Consider the following 25,484-nt stretch of genomic DNA (forward strand, 5'->3'; position numbering starts at 1 on the left):
GTGAGCAATAAGCTGCTGAAAGCTTAGCCTACTGTTGCTGTGCGCAAGTTTCGGTGAGCGGAGGCTGGTGAGGTTTGTCTGTTGCTGACGTCTTGGCGGGGGTGGTGTTGAATGTGGCGAGGCGCTACCGCCTCGCCAAAGAACCTGTCGATTATTCCTTCGGTTCCACGTGATCCAGTGCCTGGTTCACCGCCAGTTCACCGAGCATGACCACTTGCGCAATGCCCAGCAGGGTCTTGCGATGTGAGGTCTCCAGCAACGCTGCGAAATTGTTGAGCATGAGGGTGGCCGAGCCGAGTGTTTCGCTGGCGTTGGCCAGCAGGGCTTCGGTGTTGTACTTCGGGTTGGCGAAGTACATGGGCTCGGGTTCGTGGGTGGTGGCCATGATTTGGGCGGCGGGGTTGAGGTAGTGGTCGAGGGCGCGCTCGGCGGCTTCGTGGAGTTTTTTTGAATCGAGGGATTCGTAGGGGGATGTCGGGTCCGTGGCAGGCGGATTGGGTGTAGGTTTGAACATGGATGAAACTCCTGGAAAAACTATTTGAGGAGCCATCACCCTTTGCTACCAAACGAAGGGTGGCGGCCATGCACAGGTTGGTAGACCGGTCCAGGAACCCGGCGCGCCCGAAGGAGCCCTACGCATGGCCACCATAAAAACAGAGATGAAAAACAACCTCTGTAAAAGGTGGCGCTATGCGCCTGGAAACACCGGGCTACCAAACCCGATCACTGTTTTTCAGTGACCGGGAAACGATAAAACCCGAGCCCAAAGCGCACAAGCCGGCGGATTCTGGCGCAGTCGTAGGCAACGACGCAAGGCGCTGTAGCCTTGATGAAGTAACACCGGGTGTCTTTAAACACCCGGCTTAAACACCGTTGGTGTATGCCCTGAACGCTTACGTGTGATGAATCTCCCGATCCTTGGTTTCCGGTAGGAAGAAAGTACCAAGGATGGCCGTCATCACCGCGATCACGATCGGGTACCACAGCCCGTAGTAGATATCACCCGTGGCCGCGACCATGGCGAACGCCACCGTGGGCAGGAAGCCCCCGAACCAGCCATTGCCAATGTGGTAGGGCAGCGACATCGAGGTGTAGCGGATGCGCGCCGGGAAGAGCTCCACCAGCCAGGCGGCGATCGGGCCGTAGACCATGGTCACGTAGATCACCAGGATGGTCAGGAGCAGCAGCACCATCGGGTAGTTGGTCTTGGCCGGGTCGGCCTTCTCGGGGTAGCCGGCGTCCTTGAGGGCGGTGCCGAGGGTGGCGACGAAGGCGTCGTTGCGGGTCTTGAAGTCAGCGGCCGGCATGCCGGTGCCTTCGAAACTCGGGATGACCTTGTCACCGATGCGCACCTGCGCGACGGCGCCAGGCGCGGCTTTCTCGTTTTTGTAGGGGATGGCCTTCTTCGCCAGCACAGTCTTGGCGAGGTCACAGGAACTGGTGAATTTGGCCTTGCCCACCGGGTCGAACTGGAACGAACACTGGGTGGGATCGGCGACCACCGTGACCGGATTCTTCGCCTGCGCGGCGAACACGTCGGGGTTACCGAACTCGGTCAACGCATGGAAGATCGGGAAGTAGGTCACGGCGGCGAGGATGCACCCGGCCATGATGATGCCCTTGCGGCCGATGCGGTCGGACAGGCTGCCGAACACGACGAAAAACGGCGTGCCGATCAGCAGCGAGCCGGCAATCAAAAAGTTGGCGGTCTGCGGGTCGATCTTCAGCGTCTGCAGCAGGAAGAACAGCGCATAGAACTGCCCGGTGTACCAGACCACGGCCTGGCCGGCGGTGCCGCCGAGCAAAGCCATGATCACTATCTTGAGGTTTTCCCAGCGGGCGAAGGATTCGGTCAGCGGCGCCTTGGAGGACTTGCCTTCTTCCTTCATCTTCAAGAACACCGGTGACTCGCTGAGTTGCAAGCGGATGTACACCGAGACAATCAGCAACAGGATCGACACCAGGAAGGGAATCCGCCAGCCCCAGGTCTCGAAGGCTTCGGTGCCGAGGAGGGTGCGGCAGGCGAGGATCACCAGCAGCGAAAGAAACAGACCGAGGGTCGCGGTGGTCTGAATCCACGAAGTGAAGTAGCCGCGCTTGCCTTTCGGCGCATGCTCGGCCACGTAGGTCGCCGCGCCGCCGTATTCACCGCCCAGGGCCAGACCTTGCAGCAGACGCAGGGTGATCAGGATGACCGGTGCCGCCACCCCGATGGTCGCGTAACCGGGTAGAAAACCCACGACAGCGGTGGAGACACCCATGATCACAATGGTGATGAGAAAGGTGTGCTTGCGCCCGATCATGTCGCCCAGTCGGCCGAACACGATGGCGCCGAAGGGGCGCACGGCGAAGCCTGCGGCGAACGCGAGCAGCGCAAAGATGAAGGAGGTTGTTTCATTGACGCCCGCGAAGAAGTGCTTGGCGATGATCGCCGCGAGGGAGCCGTAAAGATAGAAGTCATACCACTCGAACACGGTGCCCAGGGACGAGGCGAAAATAACCTTGCGTTCCTCCTTGGTGATCCCTCGGTTGGGCGTGCTGCCCGTGGCTGTAGTGTCAATCGCGGCCATGAGTCTTCTCCGTCTTGCTCTTGTTGAAGGCCGGAGTACCTCATCAATTTTGCCGCACCCAGGCCCTAGGGCTGATGTCGTCGGATTACCAATTGCGCGAAGCAGAGGAACAGGCTGACGGCCTCGCATTGCTGCATGGTTTCTTGAAGCATAATCGGCTTCGCGCAGATATCCACTCGCCAACGTGCCCGGCGATGGCCACTCCCTCCGGGCACGTTCGCGGATTTAGCCCTTGGCCGCCATCGCGGTGACTTCCACGCGCATGCCTTCGACCGCCAACGCGGCCACGCCCACGGCGGCGCGAACCGGCCAGGGCTTGGCAAAGAAGCGCTGGTAGACCTCGTTGAACGCGGCGCGGTCGGCCATGTCGGTGAGGTAGATGGTCAGATGCAGCACCCGGTCCATGGAACTGCCGGCGTTCTCCAGCGCTACCTTGAGCGCCTGCAGAGTGCACTCGCTTTGCAGGGTGATGTCGCCCAGCTCCAGGCTGCCGTCGGCGCGGGTAGGAATTTGAGTGGAGACCAGCAGGCCGCCGAAACCGGCGACGTCGGAGGAGATGGATTCCGCGTCGGGATCGGGGAGGAACGTGATGTCGTGGTTTGCCATGGGGATCTCTTGTTTGTGGGGGTGAAGGGGCGCCGGGGTATTCAATGATGCAGCGCCTTTTTTTGCGCGGCCAGTTTACAGCCTCGTCGTCGGACCGTTCGTGAATCAGCTCGAAAACTCGGAAGGCAAGCAGGCGGGTGCTCCCCGCGGCATGGCAGCCGCCCAACGTAGTCAGCTGAGCGAGGTTATTTTCAATGTCGCAATAACGTCTTTTGGCTTGCGTTTATAACAACGAACCATGTGGTCACAATAATCGCCGACGGTGTAAATGGTCAGGTTGCCAGAGCTTATGGTCTTGTACGTCTCTCTGTCGCATACATCAAGAATGTCGCCTTCAATTGCATCATATTCATTTCTTGTGAATAGACCGGAAGAACGGGTGGCTTTCAAGTCTTCCCCAAATACGTCTTCTTCATTAAGAAGGTCCACGGAAATGTTGAAGAGGTTCGCAATTCTCTGTAAGGCAAATGTACGAACGATTTCATCTGGATCGCTCATGATGCACGCTCATCTTATTGCTTCAATAAACACGGTCGACTGATAAGTAGCGCATGGCTCCAAGTCATGCTCCACGAGTGTTTAAAATTATAAATAGTGAAAGTGCTAATACAAAAATAGCTGTGACTGTGGCATAGCAAAGACCAAAGCCGATTTTGATGAGGCGTATTTCATCTGTCAGGGCTTTATAGCCGATAAAACCTCCAAGCAATGCAGAGGTGGCGATTCCGATGACTAGAATGTAGTAGGTCTTATAGGTGGGTGCAAATGCCGGGATGACAACTGCATACGATCCGCTTATCAGGGTAGTGAATATGACAATAATTTTTATTGCCGAAATAATGCTGTTTTTTGTCATGCTCATTTTTTGTTTTTCTCCTGACAAAGCACCTCGGAATGTTCTAGGCCTGCTGCCGACCACTAAACACTTTCAGCCACATCAATCTGCAACGAAAGCATGAACTTCGCTGCGCTGTCCGACGCTGGATCTATCGCGGCATTCACCATGGCCCTGACCGCCGTTTGCGCCAGCGCCTCGACAGGGTGTGACAGCACGGCTTGAACGATGCCGTCACGCAGGGCGGTCCCGGTGATGGGGGTCAGGTCGTGGCACACCACGACGGGTAGCGCGATGTGCTGGGCTTTCAGTTCGCGCAAGGCGTTGATGACCCCCTCGATACCGCCACCCGCCACATACAGGCCGACCAGGTCGGGTTGGCTGGTGAGCAGGTCGAGCGTGCCGGCATAGGCGAATTCCTCGTCCTCCAGAGTCAGGCGCGTAGCCAGCAATTCCCAGTCCTGGGGTTGTTCCGACAGGAAGGAGCGAAAACTCATTTCACACAGTTCCTGGCACTGAAAGCGCTGGGTGCCGACCATCACGGCCACTGGCCCCGGTTGCGCTGCCAGGTGCTTGATGAACCAGCCGGCGGTGCGGCCCATGGCACGGTTGTCGACGCCGACATAACCGGCGCCGGCCGAGGCGCTCAGCTCGGACACCAGGGCGACCACAGGAATGCCGGCCGCTCGCAATTGCGCCATGGCCTCGCGCACAGCCGGATGGTCGGCGGCCACCACGCCCAGGGCATCGACTTCGCCCTGCAACTTGAGAATGCGTTCTGCGGTGGCGGCCGGGGCCAGGTCGTCGATGTAGTGGATCAGCACCCGAACCTGGGCCCGCACGCTGGCCGTCGCCGCCTCGGCCAGGGCCTTGGCCAGCCCTTGATAAAACGCCACTCCACGCTTTTGCAGCAGAAACCCCAAGCGCACGGTCGGGCGCTGCTGCAGCACTCGTTGTTCGATCACATTACGCCCGTAGAAGCCCAGTCGGGCGGCGGCCTCGGCAATGCGTTGCGCGGTATCGGCGCGCACGTTGGCCCGCAGGTTCATCACCCGGTCCACAGTGGACAGGCTCACCCCGGCGGCCAAGGCCACGTCTTCCATGGTTGCACGACGACCGAGCGGGTTGCCGGCTTCTGACGAGGGATGCTCTGGCGAAGAGTGCTCTGAAAGAGAATGCTCTGACATGAAATGAAAGCCTATCTGAAACTTTTGACGGGTTTTGACAGGTATCGCCGACCGACTATAGCAGCCATGGACCTGCCCGCCTTAGGATTTCTCCCAGCGAAACATCGCTACCCATAACAATAATCACCGGAGCCTGACATGACCCTCCACATCTCCACCGCGCCTTGTTGCTGGGGCGTCGACGACGTCAACAATCCTCATCTGCCGGCGTGGCAACAGGTTCTTGGCGAAGCGGCGCAAGCGGGGTATCGCGGCATCGAATTGGGGCCATACGGTTACCTGCCACTGGACGCCGATGCGGTGGGCTCGGTGCTGGTCAAACACGGCCTGCACGTGGTGGCCGGTACGATATTCGACAATCTGGTCGACCCCGCCAACCTGCCCAGCCTGCTGCATCAAACCCGCAATATCTGCGGATTGCTCAAGCAGTTGCCGGCAATTCCCCTGGAGCCGGGGCAACGTTTCGCCATGCCGTGTCTGGTGGTCATCGATTGGGGGCATGAGGAGCGTGACTACGCCGCTGGCCACTCTGACCGCGCGCCGCGCCTGGCGCCCGATGCCTGGCGGGGCATGATGGCCCACATCCGCGCCATCGCCGAGTTGGCGTGGACGGAATTCGGTGTGCGTACGGTGATTCATCCGCACGCCGGGGGCTACATCGAGTTCGCTGATGAGCTGGCCCGACTGGTCGAAGACATCCCCTACGAAGTGGCCGGCCTGTGCCTGGACACCGGCCATCTGTACTACGCCGGTATGGACCCGGTGCAGACCCTGCGCCAGTACGCGGACCGCGTGGATTACCTGCACTTCAAAGACATCGATCAGGCCGTGTTCGATCAAGTGCTGGGCGAACACATCACCTTCTTCGCCGCGTGCGCAAGAGGCGTGATGTGCCCGATCGGCCAGGGTGTCATCGACTACGGCGCCTTGCGCGAGCTGATCACCGAGATCGGTTACCAGGGTTACATCACGGTCGAGCAAGAACGTGATCCACGTAACGCCCATGGCAGCCTGCGCGACGTGGCTGCCAGCCGTGACTACCTGTCCCGGGCGGGTTTCTGATTTCTCTCATGCGAAGGACTTTTCGATGATCAATGGCAGCAAGCGAATTCCTCAACCAATCCGCTGGGCGATGGTGGGCGGCGGGCGTGACAGTCAGATCGGCTACATCCATCGTTCGGCGGCCCTGCGTGACCAGTCGTTTGCACTGGTGGCCGGTGCCTTCGACCTGGACCCGCAACGCGGTCGCGACTTCGGTGTGCAACTGGGGGTCGACCCCGAGCGTTGCTACGGCGACTATCGCAGCCTGATTGAGGGCGAAGCCGGGCGGGCGGATGGTATCCAGGCCATTTCCGTGGCGACGCCCAATGGCACTCACTTTGAAATCACCAAGGCCGCTCTGGAAGCGGGGCTGCATGTGGTCTGTGAAAAGCCGCTGTGCTTCACCCTTGAGGAGGCGCAAACCCTGCGCGAAATCGCGTTGTCGCGAAACCGGGTGGTGGGGGTGACCTACGGCTATGCCGGGCACCAGTTGATCGAGCAGGCGCGGGAAATGATCGCCCAGGGTGAGTTGGGTGAGGTGCGCATGGTGCACATGCAGTTTGCCCATGGCTTCCACTGTGAGGCAGTCGAGGCGCAGAGCGAGGCGACCAAATGGCGGGTCGATCCGCGCCTCGCCGGCCCCAGTTATGTGTTGGGAGACGTTGGCACTCATCCGCTGTACCTGTCGGAAGTCATGCTGCCCGAGCTCAAGATCAAACGGCTGTTGTGCACACGCCAGAGCTTTGTCAAAAGCCGCGCACCACTCGAGGACAACGCCTACACACTGATGGAATACGAAGGCGGGGCCATGGGCAGTGTGTGGTCGAGCGCGGTGAACGCCGGATCCATGCATGGCCAGAAAATTCGGGTGATCGGCTCCAGGGCCAGCCTTGAATGGTGGGATGAGCGGCCGAACCAGCTGTCATTCGAAGTCCAGGGTAAACCAGCCCAGGTGCTGGAGCGCGGGTTGGGTTATCTGCATCCCCATGCGTTGCTTGATGACCGGATCGGTGCCGGGCACCCGGAAGGGCTGTTCGATGCCTGGGCCAACCTCTATTACCGTTTCGCCTTGGCCATGGACGCCGCCAACCGTGGTGATCATGAACAACTGGCAACGCTGCGTTATCCAGACATCAATGCCGGTGTCGAAGGCGTGCGTTGGGTCGAGCGCTGCGTCCATTCCGCGGACCTGGGTGGGGTGTGGGTCGATTACTGAGTAACGGACGCACTCTCAGTAGCAGCTGCCGAGCCTGCGAGGCTGCGTTCGGCTGCGCAGCAGTCGTGAAATCAGATATCGCGGTGTGTCAGGAAAACCTTGTATACAGGGTTTGCGACGGCTTCGCCGCCGAACGCAGCCTCGCAGGCTCGGCAGCTGCTACAGAGAGTGAGCGGTACCCCTGGCAGATCGGCGTGCGGCTGAGCAGTCGTGAGATAGACTGATCAGCGAACATCGGACGGTGGGGGTCACACGTGACGCAGTTCACATGGATTCGCTGATCACCGCAGCAGCGCGTGCGCTCGCGGCGGGTGATCCGCTCGGCGCGCTGAACCGCATCGCCTTGCGCAACGACGCGCCTGCACTCGCGCTTCGAGGCATCGCGATGGCGCAACTGGGTGACCTTGTGCGGGCGAAGGCGCTGGTGCGAAGTGCCGCGCGGGCGTTCGGTGCGAAGGAGGCCTTGGCGCGCGCGCGGTGTGTCGTCGCCGAGGCCGAGATCGCGCTGGCCTCGCGTGACCTGAACTGGCCGGTGAAGGCGCTCGACGCCGCGCGGGCGACGCTTCAGGCACACGGCGATTGGGTCAACGCCGCCCATGCGCGCTATCTCGAGATTCGCCGCTTGCTGCTGATCGGGCATCTCGACGAGGCCGAGGGCCGTCTCGCCGAACTCGACCCGACGCCATTACTGCCCGCGTCGAGGGCTGCTTACGAACTGGTTCTGGCGGGCATCGCGATGCGTCGTCTGCAAACGAAAGCGGCGCGTGCTGCACTTGTTCGGGCCGAGCATGCCGCGCAGCACGCGGGCATTGCGGCACTCACCGCCGAGGTCGAAAGCGCCTGGCATATCCTCGATACGCCAGCGGCGCGGCTGATTATCGGTGGGCAGGAACAGCCGCTGCTGCTTGATGAGATTGAAGCGTTATTGGCATCCCCCACGCTGGTGGTGGACGCCTGCCGGTACGTCGTGCGCGACGCAGGCTCGTCGGTTTCGCTTGCCCGGCGTCCGGTGCTGTTTGCGCTCGCCCGGGCGCTGGGTGAAGCGTGGCCCGCCGACGTGCCGAGGCAAGCGCTGATTGCGCGAGCCTTTCGGATGAAGCACGCGGATGAGTCCCATCGCGCACGGTTGCGCGTCGAACTCGGGCGGCTGCGCGGGGCGCTGCACTTGATTGCCGACGTGATCGCGACCCCACGAGGGTTTGCACTGGTGCCACGGGTTGCGCCTGACGTCGTGGTGCTGGCGCGGCCTGTCGAAGAACCGCATGCGACGCTGCTCGCCTTCCTCGCTGACGGCGAGTCGTGGTCAAGTTCGGCCCTGGCGTTGGCGCTCGGCGCCAGTCAGCGCACCGTGCAACGAGCCCTCGACATGTTGGCGGCGACCGGCAAGGTGCAGTCGTTCGGTCACGGCCGGGCCCGTCGCTGGATGTTCCCGCCGGTACCCGGATTCGCGACGGGATTGTTACTCACGGCGTTGCTGCCCAGTGATTAGCATCCTCTTCACTACCCCAGTGAACGCAGTCAGTAAACGAGGAGCAAGACATGAAACATTCAACGGCTGAAATCATCCGCGAATACGGACCTTTTCCAGGCATCGACCATGTGCATGGCGTCACCCATGACGGTCAGCGTGTCTGGTTTGCCTCCGGCGACAAACTCAACGCCCTGGACCCGGCCAGCGGCAAAACCCTGAAATCGATCGATGTCGCCGCCCACGCCGGCACAGCCTTCGACGGCCAGCACCTGTTTCAGATCGCCGAGGATCGCATCCAGAAGATCGACCCGCAGACCGGCCGTGTGATCTCCACCATCCCCGCGCCCGGTGGCGGTGGTGACTCGGGGCTGGCGTGGGCCGAAGGCACGCTCTGGGTCGGTGAGTATCGCGAGCGCAAGATCCATCAGGTCGATCCCCAGACCGGAACGGTGCTGCGCACCCTGGAATCCAATCGTTTCGTCACCGGAGTGACCTGGGTCGAGGGCGATCTGTGGCATGGCACCTGGGAAGGTGACGAGAGCGAGCTGCGACGAGTCGATCCGGCCACGGGAGAGGTGTTGGAGAACGTCCAGATGCCGGCTGGCGTCGGCGTGTCGGGGCTTGAGTTCGATGGCCACGACCGGTTTTTCTGTGGCGGCGGCAACAGCGGGAAGGTGAGGGCTGTGCGCCGGCCTGAATGACAGGCTGCACCCAGCCTGTCAGAAGGTGAACGCTTGCGCCGAGCGTGACGGACGCTGAGTCATCTCGATTTCCAGCAGATGCTCAACCAGCATATCGTTCAAAAAACGGAACTGATCGTTCAGCCCCACCACTTCGTTACTGAAGTGGTGGGTGGCCGCCGGCATCAGCAAGGTTTCGAATTGCTTGTCGAACACCAGCGCGACGGCTTTGCGAGAGACGACCTGCTGCGAATAGTAGTTGCTGCCGAACACCGGAAAGCTCACGGCGAGGCTGACGGAATAAATCATGATGTCGGCCCCTCGGTTTGACCGATATCCAGCACCAAGCGGGAAAACAGGGTCAGCGTGATGGTCGTCAGGGCCAGGCAGGTCAGAAGGTGGATCAACATGGTGTACCCCTCCGATGCGGGGTTTGAGTGGCGATGAGTTGATCCTGCACCTGACGGTTTTTTTGCGGAAGGCATTCGCGGCGATGGTGAATATCGACGTGGATGATGGTGGCAGCAGAAATCGGGAATCCGGGATCCATTGTGGCGAGGGAGCTTGTCGGATCGCCGCACCGTCCCGCTCGGTTGCGAAGCAGTCGCAAAACGAATGAATTTTGAGGGCGCCACTACGCTTCCTGACGGACGGCCACCGGCCCCGACCTATACTCAAATCAACATGCTACTTAGCGTCGGACACTCCGTTCGACGCAGACTGTAGGACACGCGATCTTGAACCTGCGTTCGCTGATCGCCGCTGTGTTGTTGGTGGTACTGGCGGGATGCGTCACGTCTGCGCGTGCCCCGGTAGCGGTGGCGCCTGTAGTGGTTTCCCAGAGCACCTGGCAGCAGGTGGACCAGGAAATTGTCGCGGCTTCGCAGCAGGCCACCGAACAGGCCAGGGTATATGCCCGCGGGTCCATGGAGCATTGGCGCACGCGAGTTTACGAACAGACCGAAGAAGTCTTCATTCCGTGGTTCAGCAGCTATTGGACCCAGGAATGGCTGTCGATGAAGGTCAGCTGGTACACCATCAGTGCCCAGGGCGAGCAGGATGCCTCGGCTAAACGTCTGGCGGCCTATCTGTTGGAACAATATCACCAGAAAGTGCTGAACCCGGTAGCGGTGGAGATCGATCCCGACGAGATCCTCGGGCAGGCGACAGCGTTTTACGTGCAAGCTCTCGGCCAGCAACTTCAGGTCATCTCCCAGCGTCATGGCGTGCCGATGGCGCAGCTCAACGACCGTATCCAGAAAATTCCGGCGATTTCGCTGGGCCCGCCGCCCGCCCGTGACGCGTCGCTGTATCAGGTGGTGCACAGTGAACCGCTGACTAAGTTGCCGGCCTACGCGGCGTTGATCGACAAGATCCACACGGCAGGCGGTGAGAAGGGTATCGCCTCGACGGACGCCGGCATGACGCCAGTGGCCAAGCGCGCGAGCAAACGAATGGAAGCCGAAATGGCCCCACGAGGCGCGGCCGGTGCCGTGGCGGCTGCCGCAGGGAAACTGGCCGGGGCGTTGATTTCCCTGGGAGTGGCGGGGGTGCGCGCGGTTATTCAGGCCAACGACCGGCCCGATAGCGAGGCGCTGATGCGCAGCAGCCTGGGCGACTCATTCGACAAGGCGTGGCTGAAGCTGGTGCAAAACCCTACCACCGGCGTCATGGCCGGAACGCTGTACATGGCCGGGCAAATCGAAGGCAGCCTGGCCCAGCCCGTTGCACAGCCCCTTGCACAACCCCTCGAACAGCCCGTCGAACCGTCGGTCGGCTTGGGTGCGGGATCTGTCGATTGGAGCCACGCTGGATCGACTATCCAGCAGATCAACCCATAACCCGAGGAGAATGATCATGGCTTACGTTGATGGTTTTGTTGCAGCAGTACCCAAGGCCAACCGCGAAAAATTCAAGAAACACGCGGAGTCCGCCGCCGCGATTTTCAAGGAAAACGGCGCGCTCAGCCTCGCCGAATGCTGGGGCGACGACGTGCCTGATGGCAAAGTGACGTCGTTTCCCATGGCGGTCAAACTCAAGGAAGACGAGACCGTGGTGTTTTCCTGGATCGTCTGGCCGGACAAGCCCACCCGCGATGCCGGCATGGCGAAACTGATGAGCGATCCGCGGATGCAACCGGACGTCAATCCGATGCCGTTCGACGGCCAGCGCGCGATTTTTGGCGGTTTCGAAATGCTCGTCAAAGCCTGAAGAGGCGGCAGGATCACTCCGGCGTCGGGGTGATCCTGCAGCTTTTGCGATTGCGAATCTCGCTGTCCGACGGCCGCTCCTTGATGAACTCGAAGCGCGGCTCGCCTTCGTTGTAATGAACCAGCCAGCCCCATTCCAGCTCGGACTCATCCTGGCCGGGCTTCGGTGGCACGGCCCACCATGGCTCTTTGCTGATGACCTGACGCATGGCGTCCTCCCGTCGATTCGGTTGCTTCAACTATAACGCGCATGCCGACAGGTGCCAGAAATGGGCTTGCTGGCGTGGTATCCCTTTGTAAAATCAAAGGGTCCCCGAGCATTGAGGTGCCAGACATGAGCGATGAAACCCGCGAGCCGTTCAAACGGCTGTTTTTCGCCCTGAACTGCGCCCCCGAACAACGCCGGGCCATCGCGCAATGGCGCAGCGCACTGGGGCTCAACGTCGGGCGCCCGGTGCCGGCGGAAAACTTTCATCTGACCCTGCTGTTTCTCGGCACGGTGGGCATGGCGCAAATAGCCGGTGTCTGCAAGGCCGCCGCCAATATCCGCACGCCCGGCGTGCCGTTGACGGTGGTGCTGGATCGGCTGGACGTCTGGCGTCGCTCCGGGGTGTTGCTGCTGGCGCCCGCGCAGGCGGCACCGGAGCTGCTGCGCCTGGTGTATGCGCTGGAGCAGGCCATGTTGCCGTTCGGTTTTGAAGACACCCATCGGGAATTTCGTCCGCATTTGACCCTGATGCGCGACTACCGGGCGCCGGTCCCCGAATCCGCGACGCCGCCGGAGTTTTACCTGCGCGCCGATCGCTTCAGCCTGTTCGAGTCCCATAAAGGCCGGTACATAGCGCTGGCCGAGTGGCCGCTGGTCGCTTCATAAGCCCACAAAAAAAGGCGCCCAAGGGCGCCCGAAACTCACCTTAACCGAGGAAGCCAGGTGAGGCCGTTCTGCAGAGAGGAGTGCAGCGGTGGTAAGGCGCTGCGTGAACGGAAAAGGGAAAGCGATGATCGTTCCCACGCGGAGCGTGGGAATGATCAGTGCCAGTGGGGGTTACTTACCGAGCTTCACCCGCGTCCAGCCCCGGGTCATGATCCGCTGGGTGGCAATCGGCATGTCGGGAATGGCATACAACGTCGCCATCACCGCTTGCGGCGGATACGACCCCGGGTCGTCGCGAATCGCTTCATCCACCAACGGCGTGGCCGCCGCGTTGGCGTTGCTGTAGCCGACGCTGTTGGTGACTTCGGCAATGATGTCCGGGCGCATGAGGAAGTTCATGAACAGGTAGGCGTTGTCGACGTTGGCGGCGTCCCGGGGAATGGCGACCATGTCGTAAAAGCTGCCGGCGCCTTCTTTCGGGATGCTGTACTCGATCTTGACCTTGTCGCCGGCTTCCTGGGCGCGGGCCTTGGCTTGCAGCACATCGCCGGAGTAACCGACGGCGACGCAGATATTGCCGTTGGCCAGGTCGGAGATGTATTTCGACGAATGGAAGTAGGCCACCGACGGTCGAATCTTCATGAACAGCGCTTCGGCTTCGGCGATTTGCGCCTTGTCCCGGGAGTTCACCGGATAACCCAGATAGTGCAGGGCGGCCGGAAGCATTTCAGTCGGTGAATCAAGAAAGCTGATGCCGCAGGCTTTGAGCTTGGCGGCGTTTTCCGGTTTGAACAGCAAGTCCCAGGAATTCACCGGGGCGTCAGTGCCCAGCACTTCCTTGACCTTGGCCGGGTTGTAACCGATGCCGATCGAACCCCACATGTACGGGAAGGCGTGGCCGTTATCCGGGTCGCTGGCCGAGGCATTTTTCAGCAGCACCGGGTTGAGATTCTTCCAGTTCGGCAGCTTCGATTTGTCCAGTTCCTGATAGACCCCGGCCTTGATCTGCTTGGCCAGGAAACTGTTGGACGGCACCACGATGTCATAGCCCGATTTTCCCGCCAGCAGCCGTGCCTCAAGGGTTTCGTTACTGTCGAACACATCGTAGGTCACGCGGATACCGGTCTCGTCCTCGAACTTTTTGACGGTGTCGGGGGCGATGTAATCCGACCAGTTGTAGACGCGCAGAACCTTGTCATTGGCCTGGGCGCCAGTGGTGATTGCGCCCAATAAGGACAGTGTCAGCAGAGTCCTGCCAAACATTTTCATCGGTACAACTCCATTTCTTGTTTTTCAAAAACGCAACGCTGTGAAACGCGACGGCCTAGGCCGTCGCTTCTACCAATTGCTTTTTCGGTTGTTGCCAGGACTCGCTGGCAGTCTGGTCCATCGCTTCCTGAATCGCCCGTTTGCGGGTGGCTTCGGCCCTGCGGCTGAAATACCAGACCATGAACGTGACGATCGACACCGCCAGCAGAATCAGACTGGCCACGGCATTGATCTCAGGCTTCACGCCCAGGCGCACCGCCGAGAACACTTCCATCGGCAGGGTCGTGGAGCCTGGCCCCGACACGAAGCTCGCCAACACCAAATCATCCAGCGACAAGGCAAACGACATCATGCCGCCGGCCGCCAGTGACGGCGCGATCATTGGAATGGTGATCAGGAAGAACACCTTGAGCGGCCGTGCACCGAGGTCCATGGCCGCTTCTTCGATCGACAAATCCAGCTCACGCAAGCGCGCCGACACCACCACCGCCACATAGGCTGCACAGAATGTGGTGTGAGCGATCCAGATGGTGACGATGCCGCGTTCCTGCGGCCAGCCGATCATCTGCGCCATGGCCACGAACAGCAGCAACAGCGACAGACCGGTGATCACTTCCGGCATCACCAGCGGCGCCGTCACCAAGCCACCGAACAGCGTACGGCCCTTGAAGCGCGTCACACGTGTCAGCACGAACGCCGCCAATGTACCGAGCGCCACCGCGGCAATCGCCGTGTAGCAGGCGATTTCCAGCGAGCGCACCACCGAGCCCATCAGTTGCGTGTTGTCGAGCAGGCCGACATACCACTTCACCGACCAGCCGCCCCACACCGTCACCAGCTTCGAGGCGTTGAACGAGTAGATCACCAGAATCAGCATCGGCAGGTAGATAAACGACAGGCCGAGCACCAGCATCAATCGTGAAAATCCGAAACGGTTCATCCCCGTCCCTCCATCTCTTTGGCCTGGCTACGGTTGAACAGCAGAATCGGCACAATCAGGATCGCCAGCATCACCACCGCCAGGGCGGACGCCACCGGCCAGTCGCGGTTGTTGAAGAACTCCTGCCACAGCACGCGGCCGATCATCAGGGTTTCCGGGCCACCCAACAGTTCCGGAATCACGAACTCACCGACCACCGGAATGAACACCAGCATGCAGCCGGCGATGATCCCGTTCTTGGCCAGCGGAACCGTGATTTTCCAGAAGTTGTTGAAGTTGCTCGAGCCCAGGTCCGACGCGGCTTCCAGCAGGCTGCCATCGTGCTTCACCAGGTTGGCGTACAGCGGCAGCACCATGAACGGCAGGTACGCGTAAACCACCCCGATGTACACGGCGGTGTTGGTGTTGAGGATCTCGATAGGCTGCGACGTGAGCCCGGTCCACATCAGGAACGCATTGAGCAATCCGTTGTTGCTGAGGATGCCCATCCACGCATACACGCGGATCAGGATCGCGGTCCAGGTCGGCATCATGATCAACAGCAGCAAGACGTTTTGCGCTTCCTTGCTGGCCTTGGTGATCGCATAAGCCATCGGGAAACCGATCACCAGGCACATCAGCGTGCTTAAGAATGCGACCTTCAACGAGCCGAAGTAAGCCGAAATGTACAGCTCATCCTCGGTCAGCAGCGAGTAGTTGCCGAGGTTCAGCAGCAGCTGGAATTTCTGTTCGGCGAAGGTGTAAATCTCGGAGTAGGGCGGAATGGCCAGGGCTGCTTCCGAGAAGCTGATCTTCATCACCAGGAAGAACGGCAGCAGGAAAAACAGACACAGCCACAGGAATGGAATGCCGATGACCATTTTGCGGCCACTGGGCACCAGGCGCAGGAATTGCTGATTGAAGGTTCTCATGAGCGCAGTACCACGCCGCTGTCGTCTTCCCACCACACGTAGACCTGATCGTCCCAGGTCGGGCGCGCGCCACGGCGTTCGGCGTTGGCCATGAACGACTGGACGATCTTGCCGCCAGGCAGCTCCACATAAAACACCGAGTGGCCACCGAGGTAGGCGATGTCGTGAACCTTGCCTTCGGACCAGTTGTAGCGGGTCTCGGGCTTGAGGGTGCTGACCAGCATTTTTTCCGGGCGGATGGCGTAGGTGATCGACTTGTCCTGCACCGAGGTGCTCACGCCGTGGCCGACGTAAATCTTCTGCGCAAGGTCCGGGCTGTGAATGATCGCGTGACCTTCCAGGTCTTCCACGACGGTGCCGTCGAAGGCGTTCACATTGCCGATGAACTCGCAGACCATGCGGCTGACCGGTGCTTCATAGATGTCCACCGGGCTGCCGATCTGGGCGATCCAGCCCAGGTGCATGATCGCGATGCGCTCGGCCATGGTCATGGCTTCTTCCTGGTCGTGGGTCACCATCACGCAGGTCACGCCGACCCGCTCGATGATTTCCACCAGTTCCAGTTGCATCTGTGAACGCAGCTTTTTATCCAGTGCGCCCATCGGTTCATCGAGCAGCAAAAGCTTCGGTCGCTTGGCCAACGAACGCGCCAGTGCCACACGCTGACGCTGACCGCCGGACAACTGATGCGGCTTGCGTTTGGCGTATTGGGTCATGTGCACCAGGCGCAGCATTTCTTCGACACGGGCGTCGATTTCGCTGGCGGGCAAACGGTCCTGCTTGAGGCCGAAGGCGATGTTCTGCGCCACGGTCATGTGCGGGAACAGCGCATAGGACTGGAACATCATGTTGATCGGCCGTTCGTAGGGCGGCATGTCAGTGATGTCGACACCGTCGAGCAGAATCCGCCCTTCGGTCGGGCGCTCGAAGCCGGCGAGCATGCGCAGCAGCGTCGATTTGCCCGAGCCGGAACCACCGAGCAAGGCGAAGATTTCGCCTTGATGGATCTCCAGGGACACATCGTCCACGGCGGTGGTTTCGTCGAATTTCTTGGTGACGCGGTCGACTTTCACCAGCACCTTTTTCGGTGCCTGGTGACCATCAAGAGCCTTCCTGTAGATGCTGGAGGCGTTTGCCATATGAAACTCCCAACAGGTTTCGTCGTCGGGCCAACACGGCCTGACTTAAGAGTGGATTGCAAACCCGGGCCGGGCGATGCGCTGGCGCTCGGGCTTATTCGGCACCGCCGTCCTGGCTGCCTGGTCGTACTTGTTGTTATTGCGGTTCATCTATTACGTGAGCCACCGGCGCGCAAAGGCACGCCCGCCAGACTCACGGGGGCAGTCAATCGATTGGTAATGTCTGAAGTCAGCGCGTATTGCGCAGCGCCGCCCGTTGTCGGCACGCCTCGCCAAACGCCTGGAAAATACTCAAGTAAGGGGGATTCGAAAGCACCTGCCATTCCGGGTGCCATTGCACGCCGACGGCGAAGGTCTTGCTGTGCTCGACGGAGATCGCCTCGATCAAACCATCCGGCGCGATCGCCTCAGCGCGCAGGCCGGGTGCGAGTCGGTCGATGCCTTGGCTGTGAATCGAATTGACCTGGAATACCTGTGGCAGGTCCAGTGCTTCGAACACACCGCCCGGTTGCACATTCACTGCATGGGCCGGTGCGTATTGCACCGCCAGATCCGGACTGTCCGCTTCCCGGTGATCGAGCATGCCGGGCAGTTCGTGCACTTTCTGATGCAGGCTGCCGCCGAACGCCACGTTCATTTCCTGAAAGCCCCGGCAGATGCCGAGCACCGGAACACCGGCGGCGATGGCTGCACGCAATAAGGGCAGGGTGGTGGCGTCCCGTTGCGGATCGTGATCCGTACCGGGAGCGCTGGCCGGGCCTTGATAGTGGAAAGGCTCCACATTCGACGGCGAGCCGGTCAGCAGCAGACCGTCGAGCTGCGCGAGCAGCGCATCGGTTTCGGTCAGGTCGCCTAAGGAAGGAATGACCACTGGCAGCCCCAATGCCGCGACGCTGACAGCACGCAAGTACTTGTCGCCGCTGACTTGGTAGGGGTGCAGGCCAATCTGTTTGACGCACGCAGTAACGCCGATCAATGGCTTGAATGCCATTTTTATCACCTCGAAGTTTCACACTTGAACGAGCTTTTCCGGAGCTTAGCCTTGTTGATTTTAATTAACAACTCTCATGTAAAAAATTCTAAACGCCGAACGTCCGATGCTGAGGGTCTACGCGGTGTGTAAGCCTGATATGGCACTCTATGGCCCAAAAAAGGCCAGAAAATAAAGGCTGAAAGGCCTTGTGTTCGCTATTGACTTCACTTTGCCGTTCGGGTTGACTGGCTCTCGCAAGTGAAGTGAACATAATAATTAACAGCTAATAGGTGCATCATGTCGGTCCCTCTGCGTGCCGTTCAACTCAACGAAGCAAACGCATTCCTTAAGCAACATCCTGAGGTTTTGTACGTCGACCTTCTGATTGCGGATATGAACGGTGTGGTGCGCGGCAAGCGCATCGAGCGCACCAGTCTTCACAAGGTCTACGAAAAAGGCATCAACCTGCCGGCGTCGCTGTTTGCCCTGGACATCAACGGCTCCACGGTGGAAAGCACCGGCCTGGGTCTGGACATCGGCGACTCGGATCGCATCTGCTATCCCATCCCCGATACCCTCAGCATCGAACCCTGGCAGAAGCGCCCGACCGCGCAGTTGCTGATGACCATGCACGAGCTCGAAGGCCAGCCGTTCTTTGCTGACCCGCGCGAAGTGCTGCGTCAGGTGGTGAGCAAGTTCGATGACATGGGCCTGACCATTTGCGCGGCGTTCGAGCTGGAGTTCTACCTGATCGACCAGGACAACGTGAACGGTCGTCCGCAGTCGCCACGCTCGCCGGTGTCGGGCAAACGTCCGATGTCGACGCAGGTGTACCTGATCGACGATCTGGACGAATACGTCGACTGCCTGCAAGACATCCTCGAAGGCGCGAAAGAGCAGGGCATCCCGGCTGACGCGATCGTCAAGGAAAGCGCCCCGGCGCAATTCGAAGTCAACCTGCATCACGTCTCCGACCCTATAAAGGCCTGCGACTACGCGGTGCTGCTCAAGCGTCTGGTGAAGAACATCGCCTACGACCACGAGATGGACACCACGTTTATGGCCAAGCCATATCCGGGTCAGGCGGGCAACGGGTTGCACGTGCACATTTCGATTCTCGACAAGCAAGGCAACAACATCTTCGCCAGCGAGGATCCCGAGCAGAACGCCGCGCTGCGACATGCGATCGGCGGTGTGCTCGAGACCCTGCCCGCGCAGATGGCGTTCCTCTGCCCGAACGTCAACTCCTACCGTCGTTTCGGCGCGCAGTTCTACGTACCGAACTCGCCAAGCTGGGGCATCGACAACCGTACCGTGGCGGTGCGCGTACCTACCGGTTCGGCGGATGCCGTGCGCATCGAGCATCGTGTCGCCGGCGCCGATGCAAACCCATACCTGCTGATGGCCTCGGTGCTGGCTGGTATTCACCACGGCCTGACCAACGAAATCGAGCCGGGCGCCCCGGTTGAAGGCAATAGCTACGAGCAGAACGAGCAAAGCCTGCCGAACAACCTGCGCGACGCATTGCGCGAACTGGACGACAGCGAAGTCATGGCGCGCTACATCGACCCGCTGTACATCGACGTGTTCGTGGCGTGCAAGGAAAGCGAGCTGGCCGAGTTCGAGAACTCCATTTCAGACCTTGAGTACAACTGGTACCTGCACACGGTTTAACGGGGGCTGACACTAAACCTGTGGCGAGGGAGCAAGCTCCCTCGCCACAGGTTACTCATCGCTTGCCCTTCGGTTAACACGATCACTTATTTCTCTGCGTCGAGTCACAACCATGACAAACACTCGCAGCGACTGGGAGCAACGCTTCCAGTCCTTGACACTGGAAGGCCGCGCATTCATCGACGGCCAATACTGCCCGGCACTCAGTGGCAACACCTTCGAATGCATCAGCCCGGTCGACGGCCGCTTTCTGGCGAACATCGCCAGCACTGACGAAGCCGACGCCAATGCGGCAGTCGCCGTCGCGCGCCGTGCATTTGAATCCGGCATCTGGGCGCGGTTGGCACCCGCAGAACGCAAGCGCATCTTGATTCGCTTCGCGGACTTGATCCTGGCCAACCAGGAAGAACTGGCGCTGCTGGAAACCCTCGACATGGGTAAACCGATCAGCGATTCCATGGCCATCGACATTCCAGCGGCCGCCAACGCGATCCGCTGGAGCGCCGAAGCCATCGACAAGATCTACGACGAAGTCGCCGCCACCCCGCACGATCAATTGGGCCTCGTCACTCGCGAGCCGGCAGGCGTGGTCGCCGCGATCGTGCCGTGGAACTTCCCGCTGATCATGGCCAGCTGGAAGTTTGCCCCAGCCCTGGCGGCAGGCAACTCGTTCATCCTCAAACCTTCGGAAAAATCACCACTGACGGCGATCCGCATCGCGCAACTGGCCCTCGACGCCGGCATTCCCAAAGGCGTGTTCAACGTGTTGCCGGGCTTCGGTCACACCGTCGGCAAGGCGCTGGCGTTGCACATGGACGTCGACGTGCTGGCCTTCACTGGTTCCACCGCGATTGCCAAGCAACTGATGATCTACGCCGGGCAAAGCAACATGAAACGCGTGTGGCTGGAGGCGGGCGGCAAGAGCCCGAACGTGGTGTTCGCCGACGCGCCGGACTTGCGCGCAGCGGCTCGGGCAGCGGCCAGTGCGATTGCCTTCAACCAGGGCGAAGTCTGCACCGCCGGCTCGCGCCTGCTGGTGGAGCGCTCGATCCGCGAGCAGTTCATTCCGTTGCTGGTGGAAGCGCTGCAAGCCTGGAAACCGGGGCATGCGCTCGACCCAGAAACCACCGTCGGCGCCGTCGTCGATCAGCGCCAATTGGACAATGTGCTGCGCTACATCCAGGTCGGCAAAGACCAGGGCGCGCAACTGATTGCTGGCGGCAATCGTGCCCTCGAAGGCACCGGTGGCCTGTACGTGGAGCCAGCGATTTTCGACGGCGTGACCAATGCCATGACCATCGCCCGGGAAGAAATCTTCGGCCCGGTGCTGTCGTTGATCACCTTTGACACCGCCGAAGAAGCGCTGCAGATCGCCAACGACAGCATCTTCGGCCTCGCTGCTGGTGTGTGGACCAGCAATCTCAGCAAGGCCCACACCTTTGCTCGCGGCCTGCGCGCCGGCAGTGTCTGGGTCAACCAGTACGACGGCGGCGACATGACCGCGCCGTTCGGCGGGTTCAAGCAGTCGGGTAACGGTCGGGACAAATCGCTGCACGCGTTCGACAAGTACACCGAACTCAAAGCGACCTGGATCAAGCTCTAACACTTTTGCAGCGGCGGTCGCCGGCGCTTGCCGGCGGCCCTCGGAGAAATCTATGAAACAATGCTCTACACAAAATCATGTAAACAGCTACTACGCCGCAACCCGCAACCAGACCGGGGATTACCCGGTGCTGGAAGAACTGGTGGAATGCGACGTCTGCGTGATCGGCGCTGGCTACACCGGTCTGTCCTCGGCGCTGTTCCTTAGCGAAGCGGGCTATAGCGTAACGGTACTGGAAGCCGCCAAAGTCGGCTTCGGCGCCAGCGGTCGCAACGGCGGCCAACTGGTCAACTCCTACAGCCGCGACGTCGATGTGATCGAAGAGCGCTACGGCGACAAGACCGCCGAAGTGCTCGGCAGCATGATCTTCGAAGGCGCCGACATCATCCGTTCGCGCATCAAGGAATACGACATCAAATGCGATTACCGCCCCGGCGGCATCTTCGCAGCGCTGAACAAGAAGCAACTCAACGGCCTGGCCGAGCAGAAGCGTAACTGGGAACGCTACGGCAACAACAACCTGAAAATGCTCGACGCCTCGGACATCCAGCGCGAAGTCGGTTGCGACAACTACGTCGGCGGCTTGCTGGACATGCAGGGCGGCCATATCCACCCGCTGAACCTGGCCCTCGGCGAAGCCGCTGCGATCATTCGCCTGGGCGGCAAAATCTACGAACAATCCGCCGCCGTGGACATCTCCTACGGCGAGCCAATCACCGTGCGCACCGCCAAAGGCGTGGTGCGGGCCAAGTATCTGCTGATCGCCGGCAACGCCTACCTGCCGCAAGACCTCGACAACCGCGTGACCCGCAAAAGCATGCCTTGCGGTTCGCAGATCGTCGTCACCGAGCCGTTGTCGGAGAAGGTCGCCCGCAGCCTGATCACCAATAACTACTGCGTCGAAGACTGCAATTACCTGCTCGACTACTACCGCCTCACCGCCGACAACCGCCTGCTGTACGGCGGCGGCGTGGTCTACGGCGCCCGCGAGCCGGACGACATCGAACAACTGATCCGCCCGAAGATCCTCAAGACCTTCCCGCAACTCAAGGACGTGAAGATCGACTACCGCTGGACCGGCAACTTCCTGCTGACCATGTCGCGCATGCCGCAATTCGGCCGCATCGAGAAAAACGCCTATTACATGCAAGGCTACAGCGGCCACGGCGTCACTTGCTCGCACCTGGCCGGCAAACTGATCTCGGAAATGATCCGCGGCGACGCCGAACGCTTCGACGCCTTCGCCTCCCTGCCACACATGCCGATGCTCGGCGGTCGCACCTTCCAGGCCCCACTCACCGCCATGGGCGCGGCGTATTACGCCTTGCGAGACCGCTTCGGCATCTAGGCTGAACCTTGTGCCGGCGGTCTCCGCCGGCCAAGGCTACGCATCACTCCCGTGGCGAGGGAGCTTGCTCCCGCTGGGGTGCGAAGCGGCCCCGCTTTTTGCCATTGATGCAATCCATGCGGGACAAACCTTCGTGGCCGAGGGGGCAAGTCCCCTCGCCACAGTTTCTAAACCAGAACTGACTGACATCGGAAGCCGACAGCTTTTTTGCCAGCCGTTTATCGAACCTGCTGAGCAACACCCACAAACGTGATTTAATACCCGCCTTCCACGGTTCCGGGACGGGAAACGGCGTAATCCGCGGCCACCAGTCGCCCGCCACCCACCCCCATTACCCCTTAAGTAGTTCTCACATAAGGCTGTCATGGACACGGGCTCACGACTCAAATTAGTACGCGAAAGCTACAAACTGTCCCAGCGCGAGCTGGCCCGGCGTAGCGGCGTCACCAATGCCACCATCTCCCTGATCGAACAGAATCGCGTCAGTCCCTCCGTCAGCTCCCTCAAAAAACTGCTTGAAGGCATCCCCATGTCCTTGGCGGACTTCTTCACCTTCGACCAACCGCCACGCGAGCATCAGTACGTGTTTCGCGCCAATGAGCAGCCGGACCTCGGGCGTCATGGGCTGCGGTTGTTGCTGATTGGCGCTTCGGTGCCGAGTCGGCAGATGCGGCTGTTGCGCGAGCAATACGCGCCTGGAGCGAGTTCGGGGGAAGAGCCGATTGTGCATGCTGAGGGGGAGGAGTGTGGGCTCGTAACCCGTGGCACGGTTGAGTTGACGGTGGATGGGCAGATTAGTGTGTTGAATGCCGGGGATGGTTATTACTTCCCGACGACGCTGCCGCATCGGTTTCGCAATATTGGGGCGGATGAGGCAGAAATCATCAGCGCCAACACCCCGGCTAACTTCTGATACCTGAAGCAAACATTAAGCCTGTACAGGCCTTCGGCGGGGCGACCACTACTTTCGGTCGCCCCTACCAGCGATTACCACTCCATGCCTCAGGTGAGGGCGTCCGCGACGCCGTTCAAAGTGACTTCAAGTAGTCGAGAAGCTGTGACCGTTGGATGTCATTGAGCTTGCCCACGCCATAGTCATGGCCTGCGTTGCTATTGCCCTCAAGCTTGGTGTCGAAAAGAAACCAGTTCTTGTCCGATTTCTCGGTCTTGAATCCAACCTTTTTGTCATCGAACTCATTGGTCCCTGTATAAAAAGTCGAGGGGCGCTGGTGGGGTGGCAGGAGAAGGTCGTTGAGGGTCGGTACAGAGCCGTTATGCAAATAGGGAGCGGTGGCCCAGATGCCGGTCAGGGGTCTTGCTTTATAGGCGAGAAGAGGAACGGTTGAGCTGGCACGGTAGCAGTTGTATAGCCGTAGCGCTTTCTCATCCAAACGACTGAACAGGGCACGGTCCTTGAAGCCAGGGACTTTTTGAGGTTTGGTATCTATACCAAGCAATCCATCGAAAGCCAGTTCGGCGACATCGCGTCCTTTACCCAGTAACGTCTCCAGGACGGTCACACCCAGCATGTTGTAGAGCAGGTCATTTGACTTGATGGTTCCTGATTTATCGACTTTGGAATAACCCGTCAACACTCCCGCATCCGCTTTAAATTGATAGGCATTGCACGCCATCCAGGGATCCGTGCCAATGGTCGAGTCTTGTGGGCTCTGGGCATTGAAATTGTCATTCGCAGAGATTGGAATCATGACCGCTGTGATGGCCGTGGTGAGATCGTCTCTAACAATATGGGTATGGCAGCCGGAACAATTGTCCTTAAACAATTTGGCGCCAAGCGCAAGGTCGTTTGGCAACTGCCCAGGCCACCGCGGAGGCTTCAGGCTATAAAGAGAACGCTCTAGAACATCCAGATTTTTCACATTCACACTGGAGACAAACCCTGCCTTGGCCGCAGATTCTTTAACCGGTCGAATGTCGGCGAACACACCGATGGCCTCTCCAGCATTACGCCCCAGACCTCCAGCATCCAGGCCGCCGTCATTTTTAATCGAAGGGAGTTGGTGTTTACTGACCATTCCGTTCCATTGGAGGACGTTGTGTTGATGCGTATTCCAGAGAAATGGATAACTCACCGGCGCATCAGAGGGGTTAGGGGTAGGCGGTTTCGCTTGGGTGACTTGACTGATTTTGTTGAGAATGTGGCCCACGGCATCAAGGCGACCTGGGCCATATTGCAGATCTGTGGCATTCAGTGTCTCGTTTTGGGCATAAAACGCATTCAAGCTATCCAGGGATTTTTTCAACCGTTGGCGATTCCCTTTCGACAGATCATCACCCAGGACGCTCTTTGCAAAGCGTTCAAATTTTTCAGGGTCGGAAGCCGTTTTGCTTAAGGCCTCTCTAAAATATTTAAAGAAATTTTGAAAGTCGGCGTTCGTTGGCCCGCCGTTGATCACAAGATTCTGCTCTTCAAATTTGATCTGAGCCGTGTGACAAGCAGAACAGTTCATCCCCACCCACGGCTCTCTCGACCCTTGTCCAAAAAACCAGCGGAGTTTCGTGAAAGACAACTTGCTGTCGTGACTGTCATCCAAAACGAAACCCATCGGCAACGTAAAGCGCTTACCGTTATAAGACGGACGATAAGGCGTGTAACCGTAGGCGGAGATCGTTTTGTCACTCATGAACTTCTCCTCTGAACCAGACTCTTCCAATGCAAGCGCCCAGGAGAGAGGGAGAATTCTCGATCCTTGTGAAAGTTCAAGCCAATTGGACTGGGTGGTGTCACTCCATCCCTGATCCAGAATGTCGGCAGCCTGAGCCATGGAATGAGCGCCGAAAAACAACAATGCAGCGCAGGCAAACGGGGGGGGCTTTTAACTTGTTCATCAGATTCCCTTCTATTTGTAATTCCTGTTGAGACCCATCACGTTGGTAGCCAATAGCTACCAGCCATGAGTGTAGCCACAAAAAAAA

At 59.8% G+C, this 25,484-nt stretch carries 25 protein-coding genes; 11 read left to right on the forward strand and 14 right to left on the reverse strand.

All coding sequences use genetic code 11. The features are described 5' to 3' along the window. Positions 1–151: 151 nt before the first annotated feature. The 6 genes from PSH69_RS12570 to PSH69_RS12595 all read right to left on the reverse strand — a co-directional run bounded on the left by PSH69_RS12570 (position 152) and on the right by PSH69_RS12595 (position 5,114). The gene (locus tag PSH69_RS12570) at positions 152–514 is read right to left on the reverse strand and encodes a hypothetical protein (RefSeq protein ID WP_111455094.1); all 363 of its coding nucleotides are present in this window, start codon (positions 512–514) and stop codon (positions 152–154) included. A gap of 379 nt (positions 515–893) precedes the next feature. Beyond that, entirely contained in the window at positions 894–2,570 is a 1,677-nt protein-coding gene (locus PSH69_RS12575) for an MFS transporter (RefSeq protein WP_111455093.1), read from the reverse strand. Positions 2,571–2,795: 225 nt separating this feature from the next. Beyond that, entirely contained in the window at positions 2,796–3,176 is a 381-nt protein-coding gene (locus tag PSH69_RS12580) for a RidA family protein (RefSeq protein WP_019580252.1), read from the reverse strand. A 171-nt stretch (positions 3,177–3,347) separates the two neighbouring features. Further along, on the reverse strand, positions 3,348–3,674 hold the full coding sequence (locus tag PSH69_RS12585) for a hypothetical protein (RefSeq protein WP_111455092.1): 327 nt from the start codon (positions 3,672–3,674) through the stop codon (positions 3,348–3,350). 64 nt (positions 3,675–3,738) lie between these two features. Beyond that, positions 3,739–4,038 (reverse strand): hypothetical protein, encoded by a 300-nt coding sequence (locus tag PSH69_RS12590; protein ID WP_305412283.1) that lies wholly within the window; start codon positions 4,036–4,038, stop codon positions 3,739–3,741. 56 nt (positions 4,039–4,094) lie between these two features. Then, positions 4,095–5,114, reverse strand: a complete 1,020-nt coding sequence (locus PSH69_RS12595) for a LacI family DNA-binding transcriptional regulator (RefSeq protein ID WP_305412823.1) — start codon at positions 5,112–5,114, stop codon at positions 4,095–4,097. 222 nt (positions 5,115–5,336) lie between these two features. Here PSH69_RS12595 and PSH69_RS12600 point away from each other — a divergent pair, with 222 nt between their 5' ends. The 4 genes from PSH69_RS12600 (at position 5,337) to PSH69_RS12615 (ending at position 9,627) form a co-directional block, all read left to right on the forward strand. Continuing rightward, positions 5,337–6,260 (forward strand): TIM barrel protein, encoded by a 924-nt coding sequence (locus PSH69_RS12600; RefSeq protein WP_305412285.1) that lies wholly within the window; start codon positions 5,337–5,339, stop codon positions 6,258–6,260. Positions 6,261–6,285: 25 nt separating this feature from the next. Beyond that, entirely contained in the window at positions 6,286–7,455 is a 1,170-nt protein-coding gene (locus tag PSH69_RS12605; protein WP_305412287.1) for a Gfo/Idh/MocA family protein, read from the forward strand. A gap of 268 nt (positions 7,456–7,723) precedes the next feature. Next, entirely contained in the window at positions 7,724–8,944 is a 1,221-nt protein-coding gene (locus PSH69_RS12610; RefSeq protein WP_305412289.1) for a helix-turn-helix domain-containing protein, read from the forward strand. Positions 8,945–8,994: 50 nt separating this feature from the next. Then, a complete protein-coding gene (locus tag PSH69_RS12615; protein WP_305412291.1) occupies positions 8,995–9,627 on the forward strand; it encodes a glutamine cyclotransferase in 633 nt (210 codons plus the stop codon). An 18-nt stretch (positions 9,628–9,645) separates the two neighbouring features. Here the strand turns inward: PSH69_RS12615 and PSH69_RS12620 are convergent, their stop codons facing one another. Next, the gene (locus PSH69_RS12620) at positions 9,646–9,915 is read right to left on the reverse strand and encodes a hypothetical protein (protein WP_305412292.1); all 270 of its coding nucleotides are present in this window, start codon (positions 9,913–9,915) and stop codon (positions 9,646–9,648) included. A gap of 428 nt (positions 9,916–10,343) precedes the next feature. On the opposite strand from PSH69_RS12620, the gene PSH69_RS12625 reads away from it, so the two are divergent. Beyond that, positions 10,344–11,447 (forward strand): hypothetical protein, encoded by a 1,104-nt coding sequence (locus PSH69_RS12625; protein ID WP_305412294.1) that lies wholly within the window; start codon positions 10,344–10,346, stop codon positions 11,445–11,447. 16 nt (positions 11,448–11,463) lie between these two features. After that, positions 11,464–11,817, forward strand: a complete 354-nt coding sequence (locus PSH69_RS12630; RefSeq protein WP_305412295.1) for a DUF1428 domain-containing protein — start codon at positions 11,464–11,466, stop codon at positions 11,815–11,817. Between the two features lie 13 nt (positions 11,818–11,830). Here the strand turns inward: PSH69_RS12630 and PSH69_RS12635 are convergent, their stop codons facing one another. Beyond that, positions 11,831–12,025: a hypothetical protein gene (locus PSH69_RS12635; protein ID WP_018930099.1), complete on the reverse strand. Its 195-nt coding sequence runs from the start codon at positions 12,023–12,025 to the stop codon at positions 11,831–11,833. Positions 12,026–12,150: 125 nt separating this feature from the next. On the opposite strand from PSH69_RS12635, the gene thpR reads away from it, so the two are divergent. Continuing rightward, on the forward strand, positions 12,151–12,690 hold the full coding sequence (gene thpR, locus PSH69_RS12640; protein ID WP_305412296.1) for an RNA 2',3'-cyclic phosphodiesterase: 540 nt from the start codon (positions 12,151–12,153) through the stop codon (positions 12,688–12,690). Between the two features lie 171 nt (positions 12,691–12,861). On the opposite strand, the gene PSH69_RS12645 is transcribed toward thpR, so the two are convergent. From PSH69_RS12645 to PSH69_RS12665, 5 genes are all read right to left on the reverse strand, one after another. Continuing rightward, complete coding sequence (locus tag PSH69_RS12645) at positions 12,862–13,959, reverse strand: polyamine ABC transporter substrate-binding protein (RefSeq protein WP_305412298.1); 1,098 nt, start codon at positions 13,957–13,959, stop codon at positions 12,862–12,864. Positions 13,960–14,014: 55 nt separating this feature from the next. Further along, positions 14,015–14,899: an ABC transporter permease subunit gene (locus PSH69_RS12650; RefSeq protein WP_230175636.1), complete on the reverse strand. Its 885-nt coding sequence runs from the start codon at positions 14,897–14,899 to the stop codon at positions 14,015–14,017. After that, a complete protein-coding gene (locus PSH69_RS12655; protein ID WP_167331203.1) occupies positions 14,896–15,777 on the reverse strand; it encodes an ABC transporter permease subunit in 882 nt (293 codons plus the stop codon). The genes PSH69_RS12650 and PSH69_RS12655 overlap by 4 nt, the downstream gene beginning before the upstream one ends. Positions 15,778–15,806: 29 nt before the next feature. Further along, positions 15,807–16,949, reverse strand: coding sequence for a polyamine ABC transporter ATP-binding protein (potA, locus tag PSH69_RS12660; protein WP_018930104.1), 1,143 nt, complete (start codon positions 16,947–16,949; stop codon positions 15,807–15,809). A gap of 229 nt (positions 16,950–17,178) precedes the next feature. Beyond that, the gene (locus tag PSH69_RS12665; protein WP_305412299.1) at positions 17,179–17,940 is read right to left on the reverse strand and encodes a gamma-glutamyl-gamma-aminobutyrate hydrolase family protein; all 762 of its coding nucleotides are present in this window, start codon (positions 17,938–17,940) and stop codon (positions 17,179–17,181) included. 279 nt (positions 17,941–18,219) lie between these two features. Here PSH69_RS12665 and PSH69_RS12670 point away from each other — a divergent pair, with 279 nt between their 5' ends. The 4 genes from PSH69_RS12670 (at position 18,220) to PSH69_RS12685 (ending at position 23,460) form a co-directional block, all read left to right on the forward strand. Further along, positions 18,220–19,596, forward strand: a complete 1,377-nt coding sequence (locus tag PSH69_RS12670) for a glutamine synthetase family protein (protein ID WP_305412300.1) — start codon at positions 18,220–18,222, stop codon at positions 19,594–19,596. A 112-nt stretch (positions 19,597–19,708) separates the two neighbouring features. Next, positions 19,709–21,199: an aldehyde dehydrogenase gene (locus PSH69_RS12675; RefSeq protein WP_305412301.1), complete on the forward strand. Its 1,491-nt coding sequence runs from the start codon at positions 19,709–19,711 to the stop codon at positions 21,197–21,199. 52 nt (positions 21,200–21,251) lie between these two features. Continuing rightward, entirely contained in the window at positions 21,252–22,547 is a 1,296-nt protein-coding gene (locus PSH69_RS12680; RefSeq protein WP_305412302.1) for an FAD-binding oxidoreductase, read from the forward strand. A gap of 364 nt (positions 22,548–22,911) precedes the next feature. Continuing rightward, entirely contained in the window at positions 22,912–23,460 is a 549-nt protein-coding gene (locus tag PSH69_RS12685; protein WP_008011722.1) for a cupin domain-containing protein, read from the forward strand. Positions 23,461–23,575: 115 nt separating this feature from the next. On the opposite strand, the gene PSH69_RS12690 is transcribed toward PSH69_RS12685, so the two are convergent. Continuing rightward, positions 23,576–25,333, reverse strand: a complete 1,758-nt coding sequence (locus PSH69_RS12690; RefSeq protein ID WP_305412304.1) for a di-heme-cytochrome C peroxidase — start codon at positions 25,331–25,333, stop codon at positions 23,576–23,578. Positions 25,334–25,484: the final 151 nt, after the last annotated feature.

Source organism: Pseudomonas sp. FP1740 (assembly GCF_030687165.1).
GTDB lineage: Bacteria > Pseudomonadota > Gammaproteobacteria > Pseudomonadales > Pseudomonadaceae > Aquipseudomonas.

Coding starts and splice junctions, on each gene's coding strand:
- PSH69_RS12645 (WP_305412298.1), bottom strand. CDS start 13,959: ATGAAAATGTTTGGCAGGACTCTGCTGACACTGTCCTTATTGGGCGCA.
- PSH69_RS12605 (WP_305412287.1), top strand. CDS start 6,286: ATGATCAATGGCAGCAAGCGAATTCCTCAACCAATCCGCTGGGCGATG.
- PSH69_RS12670 (WP_305412300.1), top strand. CDS start 18,220: ATGTCGGTCCCTCTGCGTGCCGTTCAACTCAACGAAGCAAACGCATTC.
- PSH69_RS12690 (WP_305412304.1), bottom strand. CDS start 25,333: ATGGCTCAGGCTGCCGACATTCTGGATCAGGGATGGAGTGACACCACC.
- PSH69_RS12575 (WP_111455093.1), bottom strand. CDS start 2,570: ATGGCCGCGATTGACACTACAGCCACGGGCAGCACGCCCAACCGAGGG.
- PSH69_RS12600 (WP_305412285.1), top strand. CDS start 5,337: ATGACCCTCCACATCTCCACCGCGCCTTGTTGCTGGGGCGTCGACGAC.
- PSH69_RS12630 (WP_305412295.1), top strand. CDS start 11,464: ATGGCTTACGTTGATGGTTTTGTTGCAGCAGTACCCAAGGCCAACCGC.
- potA (WP_018930104.1), bottom strand. CDS start 16,949: ATGGCAAACGCCTCCAGCATCTACAGGAAGGCTCTTGATGGTCACCAG.
- PSH69_RS12635 (WP_018930099.1), bottom strand. CDS start 12,025: ATGCGTCAGGTCATCAGCAAAGAGCCATGGTGGGCCGTGCCACCGAAG.
- PSH69_RS12595 (WP_305412823.1), bottom strand. CDS start 5,114: ATGGAAGACGTGGCCTTGGCCGCCGGGGTGAGCCTGTCCACTGTGGAC.
- PSH69_RS12570 (WP_111455094.1), bottom strand. CDS start 514: ATGTTCAAACCTACACCCAATCCGCCTGCCACGGACCCGACATCCCCC.
- PSH69_RS12675 (WP_305412301.1), top strand. CDS start 19,709: ATGACAAACACTCGCAGCGACTGGGAGCAACGCTTCCAGTCCTTGACA.
- PSH69_RS12620 (WP_305412292.1), bottom strand. CDS start 9,915: ATGATTTATTCCGTCAGCCTCGCCGTGAGCTTTCCGGTGTTCGGCAGC.
- PSH69_RS12610 (WP_305412289.1), top strand. CDS start 7,724: ATGGATTCGCTGATCACCGCAGCAGCGCGTGCGCTCGCGGCGGGTGAT.
- PSH69_RS12590 (WP_305412283.1), bottom strand. CDS start 4,038: ATGAGCATGACAAAAAACAGCATTATTTCGGCAATAAAAATTATTGTC.
- PSH69_RS12580 (WP_019580252.1), bottom strand. CDS start 3,176: ATGGCAAACCACGACATCACGTTCCTCCCCGATCCCGACGCGGAATCC.
- PSH69_RS12585 (WP_111455092.1), bottom strand. CDS start 3,674: ATGAGCGATCCAGATGAAATCGTTCGTACATTTGCCTTACAGAGAATT.
- thpR (WP_305412296.1), top strand. CDS start 12,151: ATGAGCGATGAAACCCGCGAGCCGTTCAAACGGCTGTTTTTCGCCCTG.
- PSH69_RS12680 (WP_305412302.1), top strand. CDS start 21,252: ATGAAACAATGCTCTACACAAAATCATGTAAACAGCTACTACGCCGCA.
- PSH69_RS12615 (WP_305412291.1), top strand. CDS start 8,995: ATGAAACATTCAACGGCTGAAATCATCCGCGAATACGGACCTTTTCCA.
- PSH69_RS12650 (WP_230175636.1), bottom strand. CDS start 14,899: ATGAACCGTTTCGGATTTTCACGATTGATGCTGGTGCTCGGCCTGTCG.
- PSH69_RS12665 (WP_305412299.1), bottom strand. CDS start 17,940: ATGGCATTCAAGCCATTGATCGGCGTTACTGCGTGCGTCAAACAGATT.
- PSH69_RS12685 (WP_008011722.1), top strand. CDS start 22,912: ATGGACACGGGCTCACGACTCAAATTAGTACGCGAAAGCTACAAACTG.